The 17,937-nt window shown below is 71.9% G+C and carries 17 protein-coding genes; 8 read left to right on the forward strand and 9 right to left on the reverse strand.

The window, feature by feature from the left end; all coding sequences use genetic code 11:
• Positions 1-12: 12 nt before the first annotated feature.
• Complete coding sequence (locus QNO09_RS04495; protein WP_283968709.1) at positions 13-1,050, reverse strand: LacI family DNA-binding transcriptional regulator; 1,038 nt, start codon at positions 1,048-1,050, stop codon at positions 13-15.
• A gap of 111 nt (positions 1,051-1,161) precedes the next feature.
• On the opposite strand from QNO09_RS04495, the gene QNO09_RS04500 reads away from it, so the two are divergent.
• A complete protein-coding gene (locus tag QNO09_RS04500) occupies positions 1,162-2,325 on the forward strand; it encodes a Gfo/Idh/MocA family protein (protein WP_283968710.1) in 1,164 nt (387 codons plus the stop codon).
• Positions 2,326-2,335: 10 nt separating this feature from the next.
• Here the strand turns inward: QNO09_RS04500 and QNO09_RS04505 are convergent, their stop codons facing one another.
• Together QNO09_RS04505 and QNO09_RS04510 are read right to left on the reverse strand one after the other, a co-directional pair.
• Complete coding sequence (locus QNO09_RS04505) at positions 2,336-2,947, reverse strand: TMEM175 family protein (RefSeq protein ID WP_283968711.1); 612 nt, start codon at positions 2,945-2,947, stop codon at positions 2,336-2,338.
• 64 nt (positions 2,948-3,011) lie between these two features.
• Entirely contained in the window at positions 3,012-4,043 is a 1,032-nt protein-coding gene (locus tag QNO09_RS04510) for a LacI family DNA-binding transcriptional regulator (protein WP_283968712.1), read from the reverse strand.
• Between the two features lie 110 nt (positions 4,044-4,153).
• On the opposite strand from QNO09_RS04510, the gene QNO09_RS04515 reads away from it, so the two are divergent.
• The 3 genes from QNO09_RS04515 to QNO09_RS04525 are packed head-to-tail and all read left to right on the forward strand — an operon-like array spanning position 4,154 to position 7,148.
• A complete protein-coding gene (locus QNO09_RS04515) occupies positions 4,154-5,311 on the forward strand; it encodes a phytanoyl-CoA dioxygenase family protein (protein WP_283968713.1) in 1,158 nt (385 codons plus the stop codon).
• Positions 5,312-5,319: 8 nt separating this feature from the next.
• On the forward strand, positions 5,320-6,096 hold the full coding sequence (locus tag QNO09_RS04520) for an SDR family oxidoreductase (RefSeq protein ID WP_283968714.1): 777 nt from the start codon (positions 5,320-5,322) through the stop codon (positions 6,094-6,096).
• 47 nt (positions 6,097-6,143) lie between these two features.
• On the forward strand, positions 6,144-7,148 hold the full coding sequence (locus QNO09_RS04525) for a Gfo/Idh/MocA family protein (RefSeq protein ID WP_283968715.1): 1,005 nt from the start codon (positions 6,144-6,146) through the stop codon (positions 7,146-7,148).
• Between the two features lie 151 nt (positions 7,149-7,299).
• On the opposite strand, the gene QNO09_RS04530 is transcribed toward QNO09_RS04525, so the two are convergent.
• The 6 genes from QNO09_RS04530 to QNO09_RS04555 form a co-directional block, all read right to left on the reverse strand.
• Positions 7,300-7,905: a GOLPH3/VPS74 family protein gene (locus tag QNO09_RS04530; protein WP_283968716.1), complete on the reverse strand. Its 606-nt coding sequence runs from the start codon at positions 7,903-7,905 to the stop codon at positions 7,300-7,302.
• A gap of 71 nt (positions 7,906-7,976) precedes the next feature.
• A complete protein-coding gene (locus QNO09_RS04535; protein WP_283968717.1) occupies positions 7,977-8,996 on the reverse strand; it encodes a Gfo/Idh/MocA family protein in 1,020 nt (339 codons plus the stop codon).
• An 18-nt stretch (positions 8,997-9,014) separates the two neighbouring features.
• Positions 9,015-9,917, reverse strand: coding sequence for a sugar phosphate isomerase/epimerase family protein (locus QNO09_RS04540; RefSeq protein ID WP_283968718.1), 903 nt, complete (start codon positions 9,915-9,917; stop codon positions 9,015-9,017).
• A gap of 1 nt (position 9,918) precedes the next feature.
• Positions 9,919-10,830, reverse strand: a complete 912-nt coding sequence (locus QNO09_RS04545; RefSeq protein ID WP_283968719.1) for an ATP-binding cassette domain-containing protein — start codon at positions 10,828-10,830, stop codon at positions 9,919-9,921.
• 5 nt (positions 10,831-10,835) lie between these two features.
• Positions 10,836-11,912 carry an ABC transporter permease gene (locus tag QNO09_RS04550; RefSeq protein ID WP_283968720.1) on the reverse strand — a complete coding sequence of 359 codons (1,077 nt, stop codon included), beginning with the start codon at positions 11,910-11,912 and terminating at the stop codon, positions 10,836-10,838.
• Positions 11,912-12,931, reverse strand: a complete 1,020-nt coding sequence (locus QNO09_RS04555; RefSeq protein WP_283968721.1) for a sugar ABC transporter substrate-binding protein — start codon at positions 12,929-12,931, stop codon at positions 11,912-11,914. The genes QNO09_RS04550 and QNO09_RS04555 overlap by 1 nt, the downstream gene beginning before the upstream one ends.
• A gap of 323 nt (positions 12,932-13,254) precedes the next feature.
• Between QNO09_RS04555 and iolC the strand changes: the two genes are divergently transcribed.
• Genes iolC through iolD form a run of 4 tightly spaced genes read left to right on the forward strand, consistent with a single transcriptional unit; the run spans position 13,255 to position 17,934 of the window.
• The gene (gene iolC / locus QNO09_RS04560) at positions 13,255-14,232 is read left to right on the forward strand and encodes a 5-dehydro-2-deoxygluconokinase (RefSeq protein WP_283968722.1); all 978 of its coding nucleotides are present in this window, start codon (positions 13,255-13,257) and stop codon (positions 14,230-14,232) included.
• 13 nt (positions 14,233-14,245) lie between these two features.
• Positions 14,246-15,124 carry a Cgl0159 family (beta/alpha)8-fold protein gene (locus QNO09_RS04565; RefSeq protein ID WP_283968723.1) on the forward strand — a complete coding sequence of 293 codons (879 nt, stop codon included), beginning with the start codon at positions 14,246-14,248 and terminating at the stop codon, positions 15,122-15,124.
• A 45-nt stretch (positions 15,125-15,169) separates the two neighbouring features.
• Positions 15,170-16,063, forward strand: coding sequence for a 5-deoxy-glucuronate isomerase (iolB, locus tag QNO09_RS04570; protein ID WP_283968724.1), 894 nt, complete (start codon positions 15,170-15,172; stop codon positions 16,061-16,063).
• Positions 16,060-17,934, forward strand: a complete 1,875-nt coding sequence (gene iolD, locus QNO09_RS04575; protein WP_283968725.1) for a 3D-(3,5/4)-trihydroxycyclohexane-1,2-dione acylhydrolase (decyclizing) — start codon at positions 16,060-16,062, stop codon at positions 17,932-17,934. Before iolB ends, iolD begins: the two co-directional genes overlap by 4 nt.
• Positions 17,935-17,937 lie beyond the last annotated feature (3 nt).

The raw sequence follows: 17,937 nt of genomic DNA on the forward strand, positions 1-17,937 counted from the left end.
GGCGGTGCGCGATCAGGGCGCGGGCGCCGTCGAACCGCGGATCTCCAGCGTGGGAACGGCGAGGTGGACCCTGCCCTCGCCCCCCGCGCCCTCGAAACGCTCCAGGAGGCAGCGGGCCGCGCGCCGGCCGAGCTCGTGGCTGGTGTTGTCGACCGTCGTGAGCCACACGTGCCGCAGCCGGGCGATGCTCGTGTTGTCGTAGCCGACGACGGACAGGTCGCGCGGGACGCGCAGCCCCAGTTCCGCGGCCGCCGAGAGCACGCCGAGGGCGGCGATGTCGTTGACGGCGAAGACGGCCGTGGGCCGCTCGGGGCGGCTGAGCAGCCGGACGGTCGTGCGGTAGCCGCCCTCCTCCGTCATGTCGCTCGGCTCGACCACCACCTGGTCCGCGAGGCCCTGCCGGCGCGTCGTCGCCTCGAAGCTGCGGCGTCGCAGCTCACCCACCGCGCCGTATCCGGCGATGTGCGCGATACGGCGGTGCCCGAGGCCGATCAGGTGTTCGGTGGCCAGCCGGGCGCCCCGCTCGTCGTCGCCCGCCACGACGTCGACGCCCGGCGGCGCCTTCTCCCGCGAGCCGGCCAGCACGACCGGGACGCGCTCGGCCACCGCCCCGAGGGCCGCCGGGTCGGGCAGGGTGCCGACCACGACCAGGCCGTCGACGGGCAGGTCCAGCAGCGGGTCGGCCGGGTCCTGTCCGGTGCGGCGGTTCAGACGGGCGTCGGCGAGCAACATGTGCAGGCCGCTTGCGTGCAGCAGGGAGTTCAGGCCGTCGAGGAGGTCGACGAACCAGGGGTTGCGCAGGTCGTTCAGCAGGACACCGACCGTGGGGGTCCGTCCTGCTCGGGCGAAGTCGAGAGCCTGGGGGAAGGCGCGCTGTTCGCTGAGGCTGCGGGCGGCGGCGTTGGGCCGGTAGCCGAGCTCCCGGGCGGCCCGGAGCACCGCGTCGCGCTTCTCGGGGCGCACCTGTCCGGTGCCGCGCAGCACCAGGGAGACCAGCGACTTGGAGACGCCGGCCCGGTCGGCCACGTCTCGGATCGTGGGCGGTCTCATGGGATGGACCGTTCCATGAGGCGCGACGGCTTGTCAAAGGGTTGACAGCGTCGGTGAACCCCGCTCAGGGTGACTTGGACAGGTCTGGAACGGTCCAAAGAGGGGCTTCTCATGGTGGACACGCTCGGCGTCGCCGTCGTCGGATTCGGCTGGATGGGGCGCGTGCACACCCAGGCGTACGCGCGCGTGCGGCACCACTATCCGCAGCTGCCCCTCGTTCCGCAGCTGATCGCGGTCGCGGAGGAGGTGCCGGGCCGGGCCGAGGAGGCCGCCGCGCAGTTCGGGTTCGCCTCGGCGACCCGCGACTGGCGCGAGGTGGCCGCCGACCCCCGGGTGCGGGCGGTCAGCATCACCGCGCCCAACTTCCTGCACCGCGAGATCGGCGTCGCCATGGCCGAGGCGGGCAAGCACGTCTGGATCGAGAAGCCGGTGGGTCTGACCGCCGAGGACGCCGGTGCGGTCGCGGACGCGGTGGCCGCGGCGGGCGTGCAGGGCGCGGTCGGCTTCAACTACCGCAACGCGCCCGCCGTCGAGGCGGCCCGCGAGCTGATCGCCTCCGGGGAGATCGGCACGGTCACGCACGTCCGCGTCCGCTTGTTCAGCGACTACGCGGCCCATCCCGAGGGCGCCCTGACATGGCGGTACGAGCGGGAGCGGGGCGGCAGCGGAGTGCTGGGCGACCTGGCCTCGCACGGCGTGGACCTGGCCCGTCATCTGCTCGGCGACATCACCTCCCTGACGGCCGACACGGCCGTCTTCCTCCCGGAGCGAGCCCGCCCGGCCGGTGCCACGGCCGGCCACAGCCGCGCCACCGGGGGTGAACTCGGCCCGGTCGAGAACGAGGACTACGTCAGCTGCCTGCTGCGCTTCGCCTCCGGGGCGCGCGGTGTCCTGGAGGCCTGCCGGGTCTCGGTCGGCGAGCAGAACAACTACGGCTTCGAGGTGCACGGCACCGAGGGCGCCGTCTTCTGGGACTTCCGCCGCATGAACGAGCTGGGGATCAGCCGCGGCACGACGTACCAGGACCAGGCCGTCACCACGGTCTACGTCGGCCCGGGGCACGGGGAGTTCGCCGCGTTCCAGCCCGGGGCGGCGAACGCGATGGGGTACGACGACCTGAAGGTCATCGAGGCGTACCGCTTCCTCCGCTCGATCGCCGAGGGCACCGCGCACGGGGCGACGCTCACGGACGCCGTGCACAGCGCGGCCGCCCTGGACGCGATGGCCCGCTCGGCGCGGAGCGGCACGTGGGCGGAGGTGGCCGGGCACGCGTGAAGCGGCCCCCTCAGCCGTGGGCCTGGTGCCGCCGCCCCAGGTAGCCCTTGGCCGGGACGAGCACGAGCCACAGCCACATGATCGTGGGGCCGGTCACGAAGACGAGCGGCACGGTCACGAGGAAGACCACCACGATCGTGGCGCTGTCCAGGAGGTAGAGCGTGGTCGCCGCCTCGGCGGGCGTGTCGTGCCGCAGCCAGGGGCGCTTGGCCAGGACGGCGGCCACCGCCAGGTGGCAGGCGCCGAGCGCGGCGACGGCCCCCGCGTAGACGGCGACCGAGACGGGCCGGTCGCCGTACTCGGCGAGCAGCCGGGTCGGGAAGGGCACGAGGGCCGCGACGCCCAGGCCGAGAACCGACAGGATGATCACCTGTCCGTCGACCTCCCGCACCCCGCGGAAGATCCTGCGGTGGTCGCGCCAGAAGCTGCCGAGCACCGCGACGCTGAGCGCGTAGGCCCCGAGGTCGGGGAGCACCCGGCGCAGGGCCTCCCGGTACTCGTCGGGTTCCAGGCCCCGCGGCACGTAGAGATCCAGGACGAGCAGCGTGATGGCGATGGCGAACACGCCGTCGGCGAGCGCCAGCAACCGGTCCGGCCCGCCGTCGGGGCGCGATGTCCACATGGGCCCGACGGTAGGCGCCGCGGGAGCCGTGCTCGCGGATCCACGCCAGCCGGTGCCGCCCGGATCACACGACCGCCTGCGGCGGCAGGTTGTACGGCGTCACCACCTGGATGGCCGAGGGCAGGGTCGGCCCCGCCGGCGGCAGCGCGTCGTGGGCGCGCATGACGGTGTGGCAGGCCTCGCGGACGTCCTGGCGCAGGTCGTGGTGGAGCACGGCGGACAGGCGGTGCTCGCGCAGCAGACGGGTGTTGTCGTGGTCGAGGTCGTGCGCGACGAACACGGCGCAGGCACGGCCGAGGTCGTCGAAGGCCCGCAGGGTGGCGATGTTGCCGCCGCCGATGGAGTAGACCGCGCGGATGTCCGGGTCGCGTTCCAGCGCTGCCCGGACGAGGTCGTACTGGGTGGCGTCGAGCCCCTGCCCCTCGGCGATCTCGACCAGCGTGCGCTCGGGGTGCCGGGCCCGCATGGCGCTGCGGAAGCCCATCTCCCGCTCCTCCTCGTTGCGGAAGAAGCCGCTGCTGAGGCTGGTGAGGATGTTGCCCGGGTGGTCCCCCAGCCACTGGCCCATCAGATACGCGGCCGTGGCGCCCGCCGCCCGGTCGTCTATGCCGACGTAGGCGAGCCGGGCGCTGGCGGGCAGGTCGGTCACCAGCGTCACGACGGGGACGCCTGCGGCTTCGAGCCGGCCGACGGCGGCGGTGACCTCGGGAACGTCCGGGGCCTTGAGGATCACGCCCTGCGAGCCGCGGCGGGCGATCCGGTCCAGGATCCGCACCAGCTCCGCGGCCGGGCCGGTCTCGCGGAAGTGGAAGCGGGAGCGGAGCACCGCCGGACGCAGGGACGGCAGTTCGGCCTCCAGGGCGGCCCTGATCGCCGTGGTGAACCGCTCGGGTGCCTGCATCACGATGTCGACCATGAACGTCCGGCCGACGAGCCGGACCTGGGTGCGCTGCCGGTCGAGATCGGCGATGGCCTGGCGGACCTCGCGTGCGGTGCTCTCGCGCACTCCTCCCCTGCCGTTCAGCACCCGGTCGACGGTCGCCTCGCTCAGGCCCGCCTGGCGTGCGATCTCCCGGATCGGGAACGGGTGGCCCATGCGCCGGCTCCTTGAGGGGTTTTTGATGGCTTGCTGCTGGTTGTTCGAGGGGTTTGTACTGACAAGAATGACAGGGCTGCGTCGCTCCAGTGACCCCCGAAGGGACGACGATGTCCATCACTTCCCTGCACCACCGTGCCTGGCTGTCCGAGCAGGACTGTGACCTCGGCGCGTTCCGCGCGCTGGTCGAGCAGGCGACCGATCCCGCCGACTTTCCGCACGCCTCCGCCGTGGAGCGGAACGTGCCGGTCTACGACTGCGGGCTGCTGGAGGGCGACCGGGTCGTCCAGGCCGAGCTGGTGCGGGCGCTGGCCGACGGGCCGGGCGTCGTGGTCTTCCGCGGTGCCTTTCCCGACTTGGACGTCGTGGACCGGGCCACCGGCGTGTTCGAGGCGCTGATCGCCGAGCAGCGCGCCTCGGGCGTGACGGCAGGTGACCACTTCGCCAAGCCGGGCGCCAACGACCGGGTGTGGAACGCGCTGGAGAAGGCGGCCCTGTACGACGCGGAGGCATTCGCCGACTACTACGCCAACGAGATCCTCGCCCTGGTGTCCTCGGCCTGGCTGGGCCCCGGCTACCAGGTCACCTCCCAGCTCAACGTGGTCAACCCGGGCGGCGCCGCCCAGACCGCGCACCGCGACTACCACCTGGGCTTCCTGTCCGACGACGTCGCCGCCGCCTACCCGGCGCATGTGCACCGCCTCTCTCCCGTGCTGACGCTCCAGGGCGCGGTCGCGCACTGCGACATGCCGGTGGAGTCCGGTCCGACGATGTACCTGCCGCACTCGCAGAAGTACGAGCCGGGCTACCTCGCCTGGCGGCTTCCCGAGTTCCGGGCGTACTTCGAGGCGCACCGGGTGCAACTCCCGCTCGCCAAGGGCGACGCGGTCTTCTTCAACCCGGCCCTCTTCCACGCGGCCGGCACCAACCGCTCGGCGGACATCCGGCGCATGGCCAACCTGCTCCAGGTGTCCTCCGCGTTCGGCCGCGCGATGGAGACGGTGGACCGGGTGGCCCTGGCGGGCGCCGTGTACCCGGTTCTCCTCCGGCGCAAGACCGAGGGCGCCGACCAGGCATGGCTGGACAACGTCGTCGCGGCGAGCGCCGAGGGCTACCCCTTCCCGACCAACCTGGACAGCGACCCGCCGGTCGACGGTCTCGCCCCGCTCTCACAGGCGGAGCTGATGCGGCGCGCGCTGCGCGAGGAATGGACCCCGGAGACGTTCCGGGCGGAGCTACGGGCCGGCGCCGGACGCCGAGAGAGCTGAGGCACTCGATGGGACTTCTCGACGACAAGGTGGTCCTGGTCAACGGCGGCAGCCAGGGGGTGGGCGCCGCCATCGCGCGGGCCGCCGTCCGGGAGGGCGCGGTCGTGGCCGTCACCGGGCGACGCCCCGAGCCGGGCGAGGCCCTGGTGCGGGAGCTGACCGCAGCGGGCGGCAAGGCCCTGTACGTCCGGGCCGACCTGTCGGACGCCGAGCAGGCGAAGGCCTCCGTGGCCCGGGTCGTTCAGACGTACGGCCGGGTCGACTGCCTGGTGAACTCCGCCGGTCTCACCTCCCGGGGGACGTTGCTGGACACCACGCCCGAGCTGTTCGACCAGCACATCGCGATCAATCTGAAGGCACCCTTCTTCGCGATGCAGGCGGCTGTCGCGGACATGGTGGCGCGCGAGTCGCCCGGCACGGTCGTCAACATCATCACCTCGTCGGCGCACGGCGGGCAGCCGTTCCTCGCCCCCTACGTCGCGGCCAAGGCGGGGCTGATCGGCCTGACCCGCAACGCCGCGCACGCGCACCGGTGGGACCGGGTCCGGATCAACGGGCTCAACATCGGCTGGACGGCGACCGAGGGCGAGGACGCCACGCAGAAGACCTTCCACGGGGCCGGGGACGACTGGCGCGCGGAAGCCGCCGCGAAACTGCCCATGGGCAAGCTCGGCCAGCCGGACGAGATCGCCGACTTCGTGGTCCTCCTGCTGTCGGACCGCTCCGGGGTGGTCACCGGGTCGGTGATCGACTGGGACCAGAACGTCCTCGGCGGACTCGACTGAGCACTTCCCTCGCAAGAAACCCGCACTTCCTCCAGGAGCACACCCCCATGCGTATCGGAATCCTCGGCCTCGGCCGCATCGGCGCCTTCCACGCCGAGACCCTCTCCGGACTCGACGCCGTCGACTCCCTCGTCGTCACGGATCCGTTCGCGGACGCCGCCAAGGCCGCCGCCGAGCGGTTCGGGGCCGATGTCGTGGACTCGCCGGAGGCGCTGCTGGCCGCCGGCGTGGACGGCATCGTGGTCGCCGCCGCGACGGACGCCCACCCGGCGCTGATCCTGGCCGGTGTCGAGGCTGGTGTGCCCGTGTTCTGCGAGAAGCCCGTCGCCCGGACCATGGCCGAGGGCGTCGAGGTGCTCAAGGCCGTCCAGGGCGCGGACGTGCCGATCCAGATCGGGTACAACCGCCGCTTCGACGCCGGGTTCGTCAACGCCCGTGCCGCCGTGCTCAGCGGTGAGCTCGGCCCGCTGCACACGGTCCGCTCGACCACGCTGGACCCGGCGCCGCCGCCGGCCGCGTACATCGCCGCCTCCGGTGGCATCTTCCGTGACTGCTCGGTGCACGACTTCGACATCATCCGCTGGGTGACCGGCCGCGAGGTGACCGAGGTGTACGCCGTGGGCGGCAACCGCGGCGCCGCGTACATCAGGGAGGCGGGCGACGCCGACACCACCGGCGCGATCCTCACCCTCGACGACGGCACCCTCGCCGTGGTCTCCAGCTCCCGCCACAACGCCCGTGGTTACGACGTCCGCATGGAGATCCACGGCTTCCAGGACTCCATCGCCGTCGGTCTGGAGGACAAGCTGCCGCTGCGTTCGGTGGAGCCGGGCGTCACCTTCCCCGCGGGTACCCCGCACGACTTCTTCATGGATCGCTTCACCGACGCCTACCGCGCCGAACTGACCGCGTTCACCGAGGTCGTCGCCGGCACCCGCCCCTCCCCCTGCACGATCGAGGACGCCCTGGAGGCGGGCTGGATCGCCGACGCGTGCACCCTGTCGCTGCGGGAGCACCGGCCGGTGACGATCGAGGAGGTACGGGCGGTTTGACGTCCCGCGGCGGGGCGGGGCCCGGCTCCCGCCCCCCGATCATCCCGACCGGGCCGCGGACGAGGGCGGTCGGCCGGTGCGGCGCGGTCACCGTCCGCAGGGCCCGTCCGGCCACCCTCCCGGGACCCACAGGCCACGGGAGCGCGACGGTTCACGCACCGCGCCAGACGTTGGCGAACGCCGCGTTCTCGACGGCCCGTCGCCGGCGGACGGCATCCAGCTCCGTCACGGCGGCGACCACCGCGGCGCACACGGTCTGGGCGGCGCCGTGGGGCACGGCGAGGTCCTCGGGCACGTCGTCACGCGCTCCGACGGCGGCCGCGAGTGTGGTGAGCACCGGCTCGTCGGCCGCCCGGCGGTTCCTGGCGCGCTGCCGGGCGGGAGAGTCGACCGGCGTGGGCCCGGCGGCGCCGCGGAAGGGCAGCCAGGAGGCGCGGGGCCGCGCGACCAGTCCCTCCTCGGTCAGGACGGTCAGGTACCGCTCGGCCAGTCCGCGGCCCCTGCGCCACAGCCAGTCCTCGACCGTCTCGTAGGGCTTGTCACGCACGAGCCCGGCCACGGCCTGTTCGAGCAGGGGGTCGTCGAGGGACGGCGGGAGGCGGGGGACGACGCGGTCGTCGTCCAGCGCCACCGCTTCGACGGCGAGGAGGTCGCACACCTCGGCCCCGGCCAGCCCGAGCGACAGGTCACCCTGCGTCACCGGCCGGTCCCTCGCCCCGTCCATCGCCACGATCATCAGGTCGCGTGCCGTGCCCATCACCGCTCCCCTCTACGACGCTGTTCACCGTACATGCGCCAAGGGGCCGGGGCCGCGCCCCGAACCCCTTGTCACGCGTACGGCGCCGGCTTCTCCGCCAGTTCGATCTCCACCCGGCCACCGTCCTCCAGTGCCCGGACCCCGGCCTCGCACACCGCCGCCGCCGCGTAGCCGTCCCAGGTGCTCGGGCCCGTCACCTCGCCGCGGCGGGTGGCGTCGATCCAGGTCTGGATCTCGTGGTCGTAGGCCGTCTCGAAGCGTTCGGTCCAGTCCTGGGCGATGGTGCCGCCCCAACGGCCCGCCATGGTGGTGACCAGGGCGTGGCCGTCGCCGATGCGGGCGGTGCCGCGTTCGCAGACGACCTCGGCCTGGACCTGGTAGCCGAAGCCGCAGTTGACGAAGATCTCGACGTCGCTGAGGGCGCCTCCGTCGGTCTCGAAGACGACGAACTGGGGGTCCTGGAGGGCGTCCGGGGCGCTGGCCGACGGGGTGGGGCGCAGCACCGTGACCGCCGTGATCTCGTGGCCCAGCAGCCAGCGGGTCGCGTCGGCCTCGTGGGCGACGGAGTCGCTGATGAGCATGGAGCTGGTGAAGAAGGGCGGGCTGGCGACGTTGCGGTGCCGGTTGTGCAGCATCAGCGGCCGGCCCAGCCGGCCCGTCGCCAGCAGGGCCTTCAGCTTGGCGTACTCGGGGTCGTAGCGGCGCATGAAGCCGACCTGGACCCGGCGGTGGCCCAGGCGCAGTTCGGCTTCGAGGACGCGCAGCGCGGAGGCCGCGTCGGGGGTGAGCGGCTTCTCGCACAGGACGGGCAGATCGCGCTCGAAGGCGGTGAGCAGGGTGGCTTCGTGGGCCGGGCCCGGGGAGGCGATCAGGACGGCGTCGACGTCGGCCGCCGCCATCGCGGCGGCCGGGTCGGTGTGGGCGGTGCAGCCGTCGACGCGGGCGGCGACGGCCTTCGCGCGCTCCGCGTCGATGTCCGCGACGGCGACGACCCGGGCTCCGCTGGTGACGTCGTGGATGCGGCGCACATGGTCGGCGCCCATCCTTCCGGTTCCGATGACCGCGATTCCGAGTGGGGAGCGCTCGGCCATGGCCGTCCTCTCGGGTCGTCAGGCGCCGCAGGACCTCAGAAACTTCCTGGTGCGCACCGCGATGGGCAGCGGCTTGTCCGGCTCGCAGGGGTACATGTCCTGCTCGACGATGGCGAACAGGTCCACGCCCAGCTTCTGGGCGGCCGTGAGGACGGGACCGAGCTCCGGGACGCCGGCGGGCGGTTCGCACATCACGCCGCGCGCGACGGCCGGGCCGAACGGGATCTCGTTCTTGACGACGTCGGCCAGGATCTCCGGGTCGACCTGCTTGAGGTGCAGATAGCCGATGCGCTCGCCGTAGGTCTCGATCAGCTTGACGCTGTCGCCGCCGCAGTAGGCGTAGTGCCCGGTGTCCAGGCAGAGGTTGACGGCGTCGGAGTCGGTCGAGTCGAGGAACCGCTCGACGTGCTCCTCGGTGTCGATGTGGGTGTCGGCGTGCGGGTGGACGACGATGTCCAGACCGTAGCGGTCCTTCACCTCACGGCCGAGGCGCTCCATGCCCGTGGTGAGGTTGCGCCACTGCTCGATGGTGAGCTCCGAGGGCTCCAGGATCTCGGCGGTCTTGTCGTCCCGCCAGAAGGACGGGATGACGACGAGGTGCCCCGCGTCCATGGCCTGGGTGAGGGCGGCGACCCGGCTGACCTGCTCCCAGGTGGAGTCCCACTCGGAGGGGCCGCGGTGCAGTCCGCAGAAGATGGTGCCCGCGGAGACCTTGAGGTTCCGCTTGGTCACCTCGTCGGTGAGCCGGGCCGGGTCGGTCGGCAGGTAGCCGTAGGGGCCGAGTTCTATCCACGAGTAGCCGGCCTCGGCGACCTCGTCGAGGAAGCGTTCCCAGGGCACCTGCCGGGGGTCGTCGGGGAACCAGACGCCCCAGGAGTCGGGGGCGGAGCCGACCCGGATGCGGTCGAGCGCGAAGGCCATGTCAGGACTTTCCTTCCGAAGACGTGGCTACGGGTGCGGTGAGGTTGCGCTCCTCGGGGAGCTCCTCGACGTCGACGCCTCGGACCTGCGCCAACTCGTGCTTGAGGGAGGCCAGTTCGGTGCCGCCGGCCATGTGGTTGGTCAGCTCTTCGAGACTGACGTCACTGCGCGAGGCGGACAGTTCCATGGTGCCGAGACGCAGCACGCTGAAGTGGTCGCCGACCATGTAGGCGTGGTGCGGGTTGTGGGTGATGAAGATGACGCCCAGGCCCTTGTCGCGGGCGGCGGCGATGTACTTCAGCACCACACCGGACTGCTTGACGCCGAGGGCGGCGGTCGGCTCGTCCAGGATGAGGACGCGGGCGCCGAAGTAGACGGCGCGGGCGATGGCCACGCACTGGCGCTGGCCGCCGGAGAGCGTGCCGATGGGCTGCTCCATGTCGTCCAGGACGATGCCCATGTGACGCAGTTCCTCGTCCGCGGTCTTCTTCATCTTCGCGATGTCGAGACGGCGCACGGGCCAGGGGCCCTTGGTCATCTCGGAGCCGAGGAAGAAGTTGCGCCACACCGGCATCAACGGGACGACCGCGAGGTCCTGGTAGACCGTGGCGATGCCCTTGCCGAGGGCCTCACGCGGGGTGGAGAAGCGCACCGGTTCGCCGTCGACGAGGAACTCGCCCTCGGTGTGCTGGTGCAGACCCGAGATGATCTTGATGAGGGTGGACTTGCCGGCGCCGTTGTCGCCGAGGACGCAGGTCACCTTGCCGGGGTGGACGGTGAGGTCGACGCCGTGCAGGGCGCGGATGTTGCCGTAGGACTTGCCGGCGCCGCGCAGTTCGACGAGGGGACGCTCGTCGGCGGGCGGGGTGTCCTTCAGGACGGCACCGTGGGTGCCCGGTTCTTTGCTGGTCATCGCGGTCACCTCCGGGTCGCCGTGCGCTGGACCCACAGATTGATGAGGACGGCGCCGAGGAGCATCACGCCGAGGAAGGCCTTGAACCAGTCGGGGTTCCAGCCGGCGTAGACGATGCCCTGCTGCACCATGCCGAACATGAAGGCGCCGAAGACCGGACCGATCGCGGAGCCGTAGCCACCGGTGAGCAGACAGCCGCCGATGACGGCCGCGGCGATGTAGATGAGCTCCTGGCCCACACCCTCGCCGGACTGCACGGTGTTGAAGGAGAACAGCTGGTGCATGCCGACGAACCAGGCGCCGAAGCCGACCAGCATGAACAGCGAGATCTTGGTGAAGGTCACGGGCACACCGACGGCCCGCGCGGAGTGCTTGTTGCCGCCGACGGCGAAGATCCAGTTGCCGTACCTGGTGCGCAGCAGCACCCAGGTGGCGAGGGCGGCGAAGACCAGCCACCACACGACGGTGATCTTGACGTTGACGTCGCCGACGGTGAAGGACGAGGCGAAGAGCTGCTGCGCCTGGGCGAAGCCGTCCATGTCGCTGATGTCGTCGGTGGCGACGTTGCCGGTGACCAGCTTGGTGATCGCGAGGTTCACGCCCTGGAGGATCAGGAAGGTGCCCAGGGTGACCAGGAAGCTCGGCAGGCCGGTCTTGACCAGCAGCCAGCCGTTGAAGGCGCCGATCGCGAGCGAGACGAGCAGGGCGACGATCACGCCGACCCAGATGTTCATGGTCAGCTGGTAGCTGAGCATCGACGCGGTGAGCGCCGAGGTGATCACGGCGACACCGGCGGACAGGTCGAACTCGCCGCCGATCATCAGCAGGGCCACGGGCAGTGCCATGATCCCGATGGTCGACGACTGGTACAGGATGTTGGCCATCGAGCTGCCGTCGCGCACCGGCGGCGCGGCGAACAGGAAGAACACGAGCACGGCGACGGCGCCGAGGAAGACGCCGATCTCGGGCCGGGCCAGCAGCCGCAGCGGCAGCGGGCGGTGTCGCGTCCGGCCGTCGGACTGCTTCGGGCCGGGAGCCGGCGGTGTTTCCACCGCCGGCGTGGCCTGCTGGGTCATGCTCATCACCGGGTGCCCTTCGCGGCGAACTCCCCGATCTTGTCGACGTTGGACTTGTCGACGAAGGCCGGGCCGGTCAGCACCGGCTGCTCGCCGCCGCCGCTGTAGTTGCCGTTGTTCTTGTAGAGCCACAGGCCGTCGACGGCCAGGTAGCCCTGGAGGTAGGGCTGCTGGTCGACGGCGAACTGGATGTCTCCGGCCTTGATGGACTTGATCAGGTCCTTGTTGAGGTCGAAGGTGGCGATCTTCGCCTTGCTGCCCGCGTCGCCGGCCGACTGCACGGCGGTCAGCGCGAAGGGCGCGCCGAGCGTGACGACGTAGTCGATGGACGGGTCCTGCTTCAGCTTGGCGGTGATGGTCGACTTCACCGACGGCATGTCGGTGCCGTTGACGTTCTGCGGGTCGACCTTGCCGTCGAAGGTCTTGGCGACGCCGTCGCAGCGCTGGGTGAGGCCGACGTTGCCCTGCTCCTGCATGACGCAGAGGACGTGCTTGGCGCCGACCTCGTTGAGCTTCTTGCCGAAGGCCTCGCCCGCCACGGACTCGTCCTGGCCGAAGAACTCCAGCAGGTTGAGCTTCTTCCAGTCGCTCAGGCCGGAGTTGAGTCCGACCACGGGTATGCCGGCCTTCTCGGCCTTGCCTATGACGGCCTTGAGGGCGTCCGGCTTGGCGAGCGTGACGGCGATGCCGTCGACCTTCTGGTCGATCGCGTTCTGGACCAGGTTGGCCTGGGTGCCGGCGTTCGGGTCGGCGGAGTAGATGAGCTTGATGTTGTCCTTGGCGGCCGCGGCCTCGGCACCCTTGCGGACGGTGTCCCAGAAGGTGTCGCCGGGCGCCTGGTGCGTGACCAGGGCGACGGTCATGCGCGGGGTGCTGGCCTTGCCGGCGGAGGCGTTCGCGCCGCCTTCCTCGGACTTCTTGCCCCCGGAACTGCTGGAGCAGCCGGCGAGGGTCAGGGCCGCCGCCGCGGCCACGGCGACGACGGGCGCGAACCTGCGAGAGCGGGGGTGAGAAGAGCGGTCCATCTTTCCTGGCACCTCACTGTGCTACTGCGGGGGAAAGGAAGGGATCACGAAGGGATCCGTGGTCCCGGAGCCTTACGGAGTCCGGATCATGATGCCGCAAACCGACTGTTGCGATGGCACGGGATACAAGTCCCTGCCGCGCCCGCTGTCAATACTTTGTTAAGACATCATTTCACGAGCAGGTCCGAATGTAAGTACAAACTATTGACAGCGCCGCCCTCCGAGACCTACACCTGGGAGGCGGCAGGTCCCGTGGATTCACGCCCCCCACCGTGTCAGGGCGCCCCACGACCCGCATCCCCAGCTTCCCGAGGAGGTCGCGCATGGCCGAACCAGCCCAGTATTTCGATGTGATCACGATGGGCCGCATCGGGGTCGACCTCTATCCCCTGCAGACCGGCGTCCCCCTGTCCCGAGTGGAGAGGTTCGGGAAGTTCCTCGGAGGTTCGGCGGCCAATGTGGCGGTCGCCGCGGCCCGTCTCGGACGCCGCACGGCGGTGATCACGCGCACCGGCGACGACCCCTTCGGCACGTATCTGCACGAGGAGCTGACGGGTTTCGGCGTCGACGACCGCTGGGTCACCCCGGTCGCCGCGTACCCGACCCCGATCACGTTCTGCGAGATCTTCCCGCCGGACGACTTCCCGCTGTACTTCTACCGCCGCCCCAAGGCCCCCGACCTGGAGATCCACACCGACGAGCTGGACTTCTTCGCGATCCGCGGGGCCCGGATCTTCTGGATCACCGGCACCGGCCTGAGCGAGGAGCCCAGCCGCTCCGCCACGCTCGCCGCCCTCAAGGCCCGCGACAAGGCGGGCATCACCGTCTTCGACCTCGACTGGCGCCCGATGTTCTGGCGCGACCCCGAGGAGGCCCGCCCGTACTACCGCGAGGCCCTGCGCCACGCCACGGTCGCGGTCGGCAACCTCGACGAGTGCGAGATCGCCACCGGCGTGCGCGAGCCGCAGGCCTGCGCGGACGCGCTGCTGGAGGCCGGTGTGGAGTTGGCCGTCGTCAAGCAGGGCCCCAAGGGCGTCCTCGCCGTGCACCGCGACGGCACCCGGGCCGAGGTCCCGCCGGTGCCGGTCGAGGTGGTCAACGGCCTGGGCGCGGGCGACGCCTTCGGCGGCTCGCTCTGCCACGGTCTGCTCGCGGGATGGGACCTGGAGCGGACCATGCGCCACGCCAACGCCGCCGGCGCCCTCGTCGCCTCACGCCTCGCCTGCTCCTCCGCGATGCCCACCGAGTCCGAGGTCGAGGACCTCCTCGCCGGGGTGCCGTCGGCGAGCACGAGCCACTGAAACGGAGCCTTCCTTGAACATCGGCATCCCCGGCCTCGCCACGGTCCGAGCCCGCAACCCCGAGGCCGTCGCGGAGGCGGCGGCCCGGCGGGTGAGGCGCCCGCTGCTCGGTACGAGCGGGCGTCTGATGATCGTGGCCGCCGACCACCCGGCGCGCGGCGCCCTCGGGGTCGGCGACCGGCCCCTGGCCATGGCCAACCGCGCGGACCTGCTGGAGCGGCTGTGCACCGCGCTGTCGAGACCGGGCGTCGACGGGGTGCTCGCCACCGCCGACATCCTGGAGGACCTGCTCCTGCTCGGGGTGCTGGAGAACAAGGTCGTCATGGGCTCGATGAACCGCGGCGGTCTCGCCGGGGCCGCCTTCGAGCTGGACGACCGCTTCACCGGCCACCGCGCCGAGGACATCGCCCGGCTCCGCTTCGACGCGGGCAAGCTGCTGGTCCGCATCGACTACGACGACCCGGGCTCGCTGACCACCCTGGAGTCCACCGCGCGGGCGATCGACGCCATGGCCGCCCACCGGCTGCCCCTGTTCGTCGAGCCGTTCCTGTCCCGCCGGGTCGACGGCAGGGTCCGCAACGACCTGTCCGCCCAGGCCGTCACCAAGTCGATCGCGATCGCCTCCGGCCTGGGCGGCACCTCCGCCTACACCTGGCTGAAGCTGCCCGTCACCGACGACCCGGACGACATGGCCGAGGTCCTGGAGACCTCCACCCTGCCCGTGGTCCTGCTCGGCGGCGAGGTCGGCGACGACCAGGAGGGTGCCTACGAACGCTGGCGCAAGGCCCTGCGGCTGCCCACCGTCCAGGGCATGGTCGTCGGGAGGTCGCTGCTCTACCCGGCCGGGGGCAGCGTGGAAGAAGCGGTGGACACGGCCGTCGGTCTGCTGTGAACCGGTCAGTTGTGAGTCGCTCCGCTGTGATCCGAAAGGCACACGATGACGTATCACCTTCCCGCGGGTAAGGCCCTCGGCGGCCCCTACACCGTCGACATCACTCCCGAGAAGGCCGGCTGGGGGCATTCCGGCCTGCGGATCCTGGAGCTGCCGCCGGGCGGCGCGCACTCCTTCGACACCGGCGACAGCGAGTGGATCGTCGTCCCCCTGAGCGGCGGCTGCACGGTCACCGCGGCGGACGACTTCGGCCAGGACGCCTTCGAGCTCCAGGGCCGGGCCGACGTGTTCAGCGGCGTCAGTGACTTCGCGTACGTCCCGCGCGACGCGCGCGCGAACGTGACGTCCACCGGCGGCGGCCGGTTCGCGCTGACCGGCGCCCGCTGCACCCGCCGGCTGCCCGCCCGCTACGGCCCGGCCTCCGAGGTGCCCGTGGAACTGCGGGGCACCGGGAACTGCTCGCGGCAGGTCAACAACTTCGGCGCGGCCGGGGTGTTCGAGTGCGACAAGCTCATCGCGGTCGAGGTGATCACCCCGGGCGGCAACTGGTCGTCGTTTCCGCCGCACAAGCACGACGAGCACCGGCCCGGCGAGGAGTCCGTGCTGGAGGAGATCTACTACTTCGAGTTCGCCGGCCACGACGGTGTCCCCGGACTCGGCTACCAGCGCGTCTCGCCCTCCGGCCCGGGCCGGGACACCGACGTCCTGGCCGAGGTCCGCGACGGCGACGTCGTCCTGATCCCGGACGGCTGGCACGGGCCGTCGATGGCCACGCCCGGCCACCACATGTATTACCTCAACGTCATGGCGGGCCCGGAGGCCGAGCGCGCCTGGCTGATCTGCGACCACCCCGACCACGCCTGGGTCCGCGACACCTGGCCGGACCAGCCGGTCGACCCCCGGCTCCCCCTCTACACCGCCCCGGAGACCTCCCGATGAGCGCCCGCACCCGCCGACTGACGACCGCCCAGGCCCTGGTGCGGTTCCTGTCCGCCCAGTACACCGAGCGGGACGGCGTGCGCCACCGGCTGATCGCCGGGACCTGGGGCATCTTCGGCCACGGCAACGTCGCCGGGGTCGGCCAGGCGCTCCTGGAGGCGGGTGAGGACGCCATGCCGTTCCACCAGGGCCGCAACGAGCAGTCCATGGTGCACGCGGCCGTCGGTTACGCCCGGCAGCTCAACCGCCTCTCCGCGCAGGCGGTGACGACCTCGATCGGTCCGGGTGCCACCAACCTGGTCACCGGCGCCGCCCTGGCGACGATCAACCGGCTGCCGGTGCTGCTCCTGCCCGGCGACTACTTCGCCTCGCACGCCCCCGACCCGCTGCTCCAGCAACTGGAGCACCCCGTCGAGGCCGACGTGTCGGTCAACGACACGCTGCGCCCGGTGTCGCGGTACTTCGACCGCGTCACCCGCCCGGAGGCGCTGATCTCCTCGGCGCTCCAGGCGATGCGGGTGCTGGCCGACCCGGCCGAGACCGGCGCCGTCACCCTCGCCCTGCCCCAGGACGTGCAGGCCGAGGCGTACGACTGGCCGGAGGAGTTCTTCGCCGAGCGCGTCTGGTACGTGCGGCGCCCCGCGCCCGACCCGGTGGAACTGACGGCGGCCGTCGAGGCGATCCGGTCGGCCGAGCGGCCGCTGATCGTGGCGGGCGGCGGCATCCACCACAGCGAGGCGGAGACGGCGCTCAAGGCGTTCGCGGAGGCCACCGGCATCCCGGTCGCCTCCACCCAGGCCGGCAAGGGGTCGCTGCGCCACGACCACCCCGCCGACCTCGGCGGCATCGGCCACACCGGCACGGCGGTCGGTGACGCACTCGCCCGCACCGCCGACCTGGTGATCGGCGTCGGTACGCGCCACACGGACTTCACCACCGCCTCCGGCACGCTCTTCCAGAACCCGGACGTACGGTTCCTCAACCTCAACATCACCGCCTTCGACGCGCACAAGCTGGCCGCGCGGACGCTGGTGTGCGACGCGCGGACCGGTCTGGAGAAACTGTCCGAAGGGCTGGCCGGGCACCGCGTGACCGAGGCGTACGAGGCCGAGTACCGCGCCGGCAAAAAGCGCTGGGACGAGGTCGTCCAGACCGCCTACCGCGCCGCCGACGAGAACGCGGTCCCGACCCAGACGCAGGTCCTCGGGGCGCTCGACGCGGCCGTCGGCGACGAGGACGTGGTCATCAACGCGGCCGGCTCGCTCCCCGGCGACCTGCACAAGCTGTGGCGCTCGCGCAGCCCGCGCCAGTACCACCTGGAGTACGGCTACTCCTGCATGGGATACGAGATCCCGGCCGGCATCGGCGTCCAGCAGGCCGCCCCCGGCACGCCGGTGTGGGCGCTGGTCGGCGACGGCACCTACCTGATGATGCCGACGGAGATCGTCACCGCCGTCCAGGAGCGCCTGCCGGTCAACATCGTCCTCCTCCAGAACCACGGCTACGCCTCCATCGGGGGCCTGTCCGAGGAGACCGGCGGTGAGCGCTTCGGCACCGCCTACCGCTTCCGGGCCGCCGACGGCACCTTCACCGGCGCCCCGCTCCCCGTCGACCTCGCCGCCAACGCCGCCAGCCTCGGCATGGACGTGCTGCGCGCCAAGACCGTGCGCGAGCTGCGCGAGGCCCTGGCCGCGGCCCGCGCCTCCGACCGGCCGACGTGCGTGTACGTCGAGACCGACCCGGCCCCGACCGCTCCCCCGGCCGAGGCGTGGTGGGACGTGCCGGTGGCCGAGACCGCCACCCGCGAGGCCGCCGTCGAGGCACGCGAGCGCTACGACCGCCGGGCGGCCGGGCGCCGCCGCCACCTCTGACCC

This window comes from Streptomyces sp. 378 (genome assembly GCF_030124145.1).
GTDB lineage: Bacteria > Actinomycetota > Actinomycetes > Streptomycetales > Streptomycetaceae > Streptomyces.